The sequence below is a fragment of the Mesorhizobium sp. M2C.T.Ca.TU.002.02.1.1 genome (assembly GCF_003997225.1).
This window is the reverse complement of sequence record NZ_RZTO01000285.1, coordinates 1-6,950: the sequence shown is the minus strand read 5'-3', so window position 1 is coordinate 6,950 and position 6,950 is coordinate 1. Positions and strand designations below refer to the sequence as shown.

Genomic DNA, 6,950 nt, shown 5'->3' with positions numbered 1-6,950 from the left:
CTGCATAGCCAAAGCACCGCCGAGGCGACTTCCTCCGGCTGGACGAAACGCCCCTGCGGGTTCGTCGCCGCGAGGTTCGCGCGCGCCTCGTCGGCGGAACGTCCCGTCTTCTCGACGATGCGCTGAACGGATTCTTCCAGCATCTCGGTCTCGACGAAGCCCGGGCAGACGGCGTTGACGGTGACTCCGGATTTGGCGGTCTCGGCGGCCAAAGCCCGTGTCAGTCCGACGACGCCGTGCTTGGCGGCGACGTAAGGAGCGACATAAGCGTAGCCCTTCAAGCCGGCAGTGGAGGCGACGAAGACAATGCGTCCGACCTTCCGCGCCAGCATGCCGGCCAGTGCCGGCTTCACCGTCAGGAAGGCGCCGGTGAGGTTGACGTCGAGCGTGCGCTGCCAGTCGGCCAGCGTGGTCTTGTGCGCCGGCGCGCTGCCCGCCATGCCGGCATTGGCGACGACGATATCGAACGGTCCGCGCACGGCTTCGGCTTTCTCGTAGAGAGCCGCCAGCTCGGCTTCGTCGGTGACATCGGCGGCGATGGCGAAGATGCGACCGTTTTCCTTCGCGACCTCTGTGAGCGCAGCCTCGCGCCGCCCGCAGATGGTGACGGCAACGCCTGCTTCCGCGAGTGCCAGCGCGATGGCCTTGCCGACGCCGGAACCGCCGCCGGTCACCAGCGCATGCTTGCCAAGGATTGCCTGCGCGGCGCTCATACCTTGAGCCCCGCTGCAGCTTCGCGCTCGGCCAGCCGGTAGATCTGGTCGCGTCCGGGCAGATAGGGATCTGGCCATTTGACGCCGCGGTCGCCGAGCGTCACCGCCGCGTGCAGCGTCCAGTAGGGGTCGGCAAGATGCGGCCTTGCCAGCGCTACAAGATCGGCGCGGCCGGCCATCAGGATCGAGTTGGCATGGTCCGGCTCATAGATGTTGCCGACCGCCATCGTCGCCATGCCGACCTCGTTGCGGATACGGTCGGAAAACGGCGTCTGGAACATGCGGCCGTAGACTGGCTTGGCGGCGATGGTGGTCTGCCCGGCCGACACGTCGCAGAGATCGATGCCCGCCTGATGGAGCAGCCTGGCAATCTCGACCGCATCGGCCGGCGTGACGCCTTCGATGCCGACCCAGTCATTGGCCGAAATACGCATCGAGATAGGCTTCTCGGCCGGCCACACCGCGCGCACCGCGTGGAAAATCTCCAGCGGGTAGCGCATCCGGTTCTCCAGCGAGCCGCCATATTCGTCGGTGCGGCGGTTTGTCAGCGGCGTGATGAAGGCGGAAAGCAGGTAGCCGTGCGCGGCATGGATCTCCAGCATGTCAAAGCCGCAGCGCTCGGCCATCTCAGCCGAAGCGACGAACTGATCGCGCACCATATCCATGTCGGCACGGTCCATCGCCTTCGGCATCTGGTTCTTCGGCGACCACGGCACGGCCGACGGCGCCATCACCGGCCAGTTGCCGGAGGTGAGCGGCTCGTCCGTTCCTTCCCAGCCGAGGCGGGTCGAACCCTTGGCGCCGGAATGGCCGATCTGGGCGCAGATCTTTGCCTCAGTCTCCGCATGGACGAAATCGACCAGCCGCTTCCAGGCGACTTCGTGTTCCGGCTTGTAGAAGCCGGGGCATCCGGGCGTGATGCGTCCCTCGGGGCTGACGCAGGTCATCTCGATATAGAGGAGGCCGGCGCCGCCCTTGGCGCGCTCGGCATAGTGAGAAAAATGCCAGTCGGTCGGGCAGCCGTCGACGGCCTTGTATTGCGCCATCGGCGACACGACGATGCGGTTGGTGAGCGCCATGTCGCGCAGCTTGAACGGCGCGAACATCGGCGCGCGGCGTAAGCTGTTGCCGCCGGCGCCGGCCTTGCGCTGGAACCACTCCTCGGCCCCCGCAAGCCATTCGGCGTCGCGCAGGCGCAGGTTCTCGTGGCTGATGCGTTGCGAGCGGGTGAGCAGCGAATAGTTGAACTGAACTGGATCAAGCCCGAGATATCGTTCGACTTCCTCGAACCATTCCAGCGAATTGCGCGCCGCCGATTGCAGCTTCAGCACCTCGGTGCGCCGCGCATCCTCATATTTGCGGAAGGCCGCTTCGAGGTCGGGCTCGGACTCGACATAATCCGCGAGCGCCACCGCGCTTTCCAGCGCCAGCTTGGTGCCGGAGCCGATTGAGAAATGCGCCGATGCCGCGGCATCGCCCATCAGCGCCAGGTTCTTGTAGGACCAGCGCTCGCACAGCACGCGTGGGAAATTGATCCAGGCCGAACCACGGATGTGGTTGGCGTTGGTCATCAGCGGATGACCGCCGAGATGTTTTGCGAAAATGCGCTCGCAGACCGCGATCGATTCCTGCTGCGTCATCTGGCCGAAGCCGAAAGCGTTCCAGGTCTGCTCGCTGCATTCGACGATGAAGGTCGCGGTCTCGCTGTCGAACTGGTAGGCATGCGCCCACACCCAGCCATGCTCCGTCTTCTCGAAGATGAAGGTGAAGGCATCGTCGAATTTCTGCGTGGTGCCCAGCCACACGAACTTGCATTTGCGGGTGTCGATGTCCGGCTTGAAGACGTCCGCGAAGGCCGCGCGCGACTTCGAGTTCAGTCCGTCGGCGGCGACCACCAGGTCGTGCGTTTCCATGAAGGGTTTCGGGTCGGAAATCTCGGTCTCGAACATCATCTTGATGCCGAGCTCGCGGGCGCGCCGCTGCAACAGGATCAACAGCCGCTTGCGGCCGATGCCGCAGAAGCCGTGGCCGGAAGACACCGTGCGCACGCCGTCATGGATGACGGCGATGTCGTCCCAATAGGCGAAATGCTTCTTGATCCAGACGGCGCTGACCGGGTCGTTTTTGGTCAGGTTCTCCAGCGTCTCCGCCGACAGCACCACGCCCCAGCCGAACGTGTCGTCCGGGCGGTTGCGCTCATAGACAGTCACCTCATGCGCGGCGTCGCGCAGCTTCAGCGAGATGGCAAAGTAGAGTCCGGCCGGTCCGCCGCCGAGAACCGCAACCTTCATGTCTTGCGATCTCCTCTTCGCATAGGAAGTCGCCGGCGGAGCCGGCGATCCCAAAAGTCAGTATCGCGCCGACATGCAATTATTTCAAGCTTGAAGTTTCATAATTGAATGATTGTCACCGGCGCGATTGGTTCTTCACTTCGTCGGGTCCTTCGGGCTCCACAGCACCGTCTCGGCGCCCTTTTCGTAGGCCATGCCTTCGGGGTAGCTGATCGCCTCCAGCTGCAGCCCCCACGGCGCCTGGAAATAGAGGATGGTCTGGCCGGCGGCCGGGCCTTCCTTCACCGGCAGCGGCCCCATCCTGGTCTTCACGCCCTTGCCCTCGAGATAGGCCTTCGCCGCGGCGACGTCGTCTACATAGAAGGCGATGTGATAGCCGCCGATATCGCTGTTCTTGGGCGTTGCGTCCTTCTGGTCAGGTGCTGTGTATTTGAACAGCTCGATGTTCGATCCGTAACCGCAACGGATCTGGGTGATCTCCTCGATCACCGCCTTCGGATCGACGCCGAGCAGGTCTTGCATGAAAGTGCCCTTGTCGTCGGCGAACGGCCCGAAGGACATCGCCTTCTTGCAGCCGACGACGTTGGTGAAGAAATCGACGGCCTGCTTCATGTCGGGCACGGTGATGCCGGTATGGTCGTGCCCGCGCATACCGGGGATCGAATCCGCCGATGCAGCTCCCATTGCGCCGAACAAAGAGGCCGCGAGGATCGCCGCCTGGACTGCGTATTTCATGTCACCCTCCATTGGCGGGCCGACTTGTCCTGGCGCACATCCGAGGCCCGCTGGTCGGCGTGCGGATATCGAAACTCAATTCATGCCGGCGCTTTCGGCAGCAGCCAGTCCGGATCGATCTCGGGGAGCGGAATGGCGGCGAGCAGGTCGCGCGTGTAGGCCTCCTTCGGGTTGTCGAACAGCGCGTCCGTGGCGCTGGCCTCCACGATCCTGCCCTCGCGCATGACGATGACCTGCTGGCAGAGCCGCCGGATCACCGACAGGTCGTGGCTGATGAAGGCGACCGTCAGCCCCATCTCGGCCGCGAGCTTCTCCAACAAGGTCAGGATCTGCGCCTGAGTCGACACGTCGAGACCGGAGACGATCTCGTCGGCCAGCACGAATTTCGGCGACAGCGCGAGCGCCCGCGCGATGCCGACGCGCTGCCTCTGGCCGCCCGAAAGCTCATGCCGATAGCGGCTGGCGAAGCCCTGCGGCAGGCCGACGCGCAGCAAGGCTTCCGCGACGCGTTCCTTAAGCCGGTCGCCAAGCCCGTTCTGTCGCAAGGGGGCTGCGATGATGTTGAAGATCGTATGCCGCGGGTTGAGCGACGACATCGGGTCCTGGAAGATCATCTGCAGGTCGCGGCGAAGTGGCCTGAGCTCAGCCTCCGAAAGATGGCTGATGTCGCGCCCTTCGAAGCCGATCGCGCCAGCGCTCGGCTCGAGCAGCCGAACCAGCGCGCGTCCGAGCGTCGACTTGCCGGAGCCGGATTCGCCGACGATGCCGGTGACCGATCCCTTGGGCAGGTCGAAGTCGAGCCCTTTCAGGATTTCCGCCAGCGGCGCGCGGCCGATCATCGGCTTGCGCGTCATGTCGGGCAGCGCCACCTTCAGGCCGCGCACGGAAAACAGCGGCTCAGCCATGGCCGGGCCTCCAGTCCTTGTCGGCAGCCGCGATCTCGGCCGTGAGCCCGGCAAGCACGCTCTCGTCCACCGGCTTCAGCGATGCGTAGGGATCGGTGTAGCGCGGCGTCGCCGCGATCAGCGCCCGCGTATAAGCGTGCTGCGGAGCGGCGAAGAGCTGGGCGGTCTCGGCCTCCTCCACCACCTTGCCGGCATAGAGCACCGACACTTTCTGGCTGATCTTGGCGACGACGCCGAGATCGTGGGTGACGAACAGGATCGCCGTGCCATGCTCGCGCTGCAACTGCGCGATCAGCCGCAGGATCTGCTTCTGCACCGTCACGTCCAGCGCCGTCGTCGGCTCGTCGGCGACGATCAGCCTCGGCTCCGCCGCGAAAGCCGCCGCGATCAGCACGCGCTGCCGCATGCCGCCGGAGAGCTCATGCGGATAGCTCTTCAGCACGCGCTCAGGATCGCGGATCTGCACCTCGTCGAGCAATTGGCGGATGCGTGTGTAGGCCCGCTCGCCGCTCCAGCCGAGGATGCGCACCAGCCGGTCGGTCATCTGCGCGCCGACGCGGCGCGACGGGTTGAGCGCGGTCAGCGGATCCTGCGGGATGAGCGCCGTGCGGGCACCGATCAAAGTGCGCCGCGCCTTGGCATCGAGACGGCCGAGATCCTCGCCCTCGATCAGCATCTCGCCTTCGACGACCCGCACGCTTTTCGGCAGCACGCCGAGCACCGCCTTGCCGATCATCGTCTTGCCGGCGCCGCTTTCGCCGACCAGCGCGCGGACTTCACCCGGCTGGACTGCGAGCGAGACCGAGCGCAGCACGCGCTGGCCGTTGGGCAGCACGGCGCTGAGTTCGCGAATGTCGAGGCACGGTTCCATATTGGCGCTCATCGCAGCACCGGATCGAAACGCGCCTTCAGCGCTTCGCCGAACTGGCTGAAGGAAAGCACGGTGAGGATCAGCGTGATCAGCGGGAACACCAGCACCCACCAGGCCTGATGGATCGACAGCCGGCCCTCGGCGATGATGCTGCCCCAGGTCGGATCGTCGGTCGAGATCGACAGGTTGACGAAGGAGAGGATCGCCTCGACGATCACGGCGATGCCCATTTCGAGCGACAGCAGCGCCACCACCGACGGCAGCACATTGGGCAGCACTTCACGCAGCATGATGCCGATGCGGCCATAGCCGGCGATGCGCGCGCTCTCGACATAATCCATGCGCGCCTGGCTCATCGCCTCGGCGCGGATCACCCGGCAGAAGCGCGTCCAGTCGATGATCGCGATGGCGAGGATAACGGAGCTGAGGCCGGTGCCCAGCACCGCCACCAGCAGGATCGCGAACAGCACCGGCGGGAACGCCATCCAGACGTCGACGATGCGCGAGATGATGCGGTCGGCCCAGCCGCCGAAATAGCCGGCGATCAGCCCCAATGCCGAACCGATGAGGCAGGCGGATGTCGCGGCGGCGAAGGCGACGATGAAGGCGATGCGTCCGCCGAAGATCAGCCGCGAGAGAAGATCGCGACCCAGGCTGTCGGTGCCCAGCCAATAGCCGGGCTCGGCGCCGTCCAGCCAGAAGGGCGGCAGGCGCTCCAGCATCAGGTCCTGCGCCAGCGGGTCCTGCGGCGCGATCAGCGGCGCGAAGATCGCCGCGAGCAGCGCCAGCAGAAGCCAGCCGCCGGCCAGCCACAGCCGCGGGCTCAGGCCGCGTCGGGCGATGCGCGCCTCATCCATGACGCAGTCTCGGATTGAGCAGCGCATACATCATGTCGACGGCAAGGTTGATCAGCACAAAGAGCAGCGCGAACACCAGCACGATGCCCTGGATCAGCGGCAGGTCGCGGTTGATGACGGCGTCGATCGCCATGTTGCCAAGGCCCTCATAGGAAAACAGCCGCTCGACGATGACGGTGCCGCCGATGAGGAAGGTGAACTGCACGCCGACCAGCGTCAGCGTCGGCAGCGCCGCATTCTTCAGCGCCTCGCGCAGGATCACCTGAGTTTCCGAAAAACCTTTCACCCGGGCGAGCACGACATAGTCGAGGTCGAGCACTTCCTTCAGCGACTGTTTCAACAGCTGCGCGATGATCGCCGCCAGCGGCAGCGCCAAGGCAACGGCCGGCATCAGCATGTGCTTGATGAGGTCCCAGGTGAGGTCGAAGCGGAGTCTCAAGATACTCTCGACCAGGTAGAACTGGGTGATGAAAGGCAGGTCCAGCTGCGGCGAGACGCGGCCGGAAATGTCGAAGACGGGCACCAGCACGCCGAAGAGCAGGATCAGCACCAGGCCCCAGAGGAAATCGGGGATGGAG

At 65.2% G+C, this 6,950-nt stretch carries 7 protein-coding genes; all 7 read right to left on the bottom strand.

Annotated elements, in window-relative coordinates; genetic code table 11:
* A partial coding sequence (locus EOD07_RS16685; protein WP_164772294.1) for an SDR family NAD(P)-dependent oxidoreductase occupies positions 1–713 on the bottom strand: 713 nt, incomplete at its 3' end.
* Entirely contained in the window at positions 710–3,004 is a 2,295-nt protein-coding gene (locus tag EOD07_RS16680) for a bifunctional salicylyl-CoA 5-hydroxylase/oxidoreductase (RefSeq protein WP_127236252.1), read from the bottom strand. The genes EOD07_RS16685 and EOD07_RS16680, both read right to left, overlap by 4 nt.
* A 135-nt stretch (positions 3,005–3,139) precedes the next feature.
* On the bottom strand, positions 3,140–3,739 hold the full coding sequence (locus tag EOD07_RS16675; protein WP_127236251.1) for a VOC family protein: 600 nt from the start codon (positions 3,737–3,739) through the stop codon (positions 3,140–3,142).
* 80 nt (positions 3,740–3,819) lie between these two features.
* On the bottom strand, positions 3,820–4,644 hold the full coding sequence (locus tag EOD07_RS16670) for an ATP-binding cassette domain-containing protein (RefSeq protein WP_127236250.1): 825 nt from the start codon (positions 4,642–4,644) through the stop codon (positions 3,820–3,822).
* The gene (locus EOD07_RS16665; protein ID WP_127236249.1) at positions 4,637–5,527 is read right to left on the bottom strand and encodes an ABC transporter ATP-binding protein; all 891 of its coding nucleotides are present in this window, start codon (positions 5,525–5,527) and stop codon (positions 4,637–4,639) included. The genes EOD07_RS16670 and EOD07_RS16665 overlap by 8 nt, the downstream gene beginning before the upstream one ends.
* A complete protein-coding gene (locus EOD07_RS16660; RefSeq protein WP_126062915.1) occupies positions 5,524–6,372 on the bottom strand; it encodes an ABC transporter permease in 849 nt (282 codons plus the stop codon). The genes EOD07_RS16665 and EOD07_RS16660 overlap by 4 nt, the downstream gene beginning before the upstream one ends.
* On the bottom strand, positions 6,365–6,950 hold a 586-nt coding region (locus tag EOD07_RS16655; RefSeq protein WP_164772293.1), incomplete at its 5' end, for an ABC transporter permease. The genes EOD07_RS16655 and EOD07_RS16660, both read right to left, overlap by 8 nt.

What these genes read in the sequence shown, in the direction of transcription:
- EOD07_RS16680 (WP_127236252.1), bottom strand. Translation starts at nt 3,004, where the DNA reads ATGAAGGTTGCGGTTCTCGGCGGCGGACCGGCCGGACTCTACTTTGCC.
- EOD07_RS16675 (WP_127236251.1), bottom strand. Translation starts at nt 3,739, where the DNA reads ATGAAATACGCAGTCCAGGCGGCGATCCTCGCGGCCTCTTTGTTCGGC.
- EOD07_RS16670 (WP_127236250.1), bottom strand. Translation starts at nt 4,644, where the DNA reads ATGGCTGAGCCGCTGTTTTCCGTGCGCGGCCTGAAGGTGGCGCTGCCC.
- EOD07_RS16665 (WP_127236249.1), bottom strand. Translation starts at nt 5,527, where the DNA reads ATGAGCGCCAATATGGAACCGTGCCTCGACATTCGCGAACTCAGCGCC.
- EOD07_RS16660 (WP_126062915.1), bottom strand. Translation starts at nt 6,372, where the DNA reads ATGGATGAGGCGCGCATCGCCCGACGCGGCCTGAGCCCGCGGCTGTGG.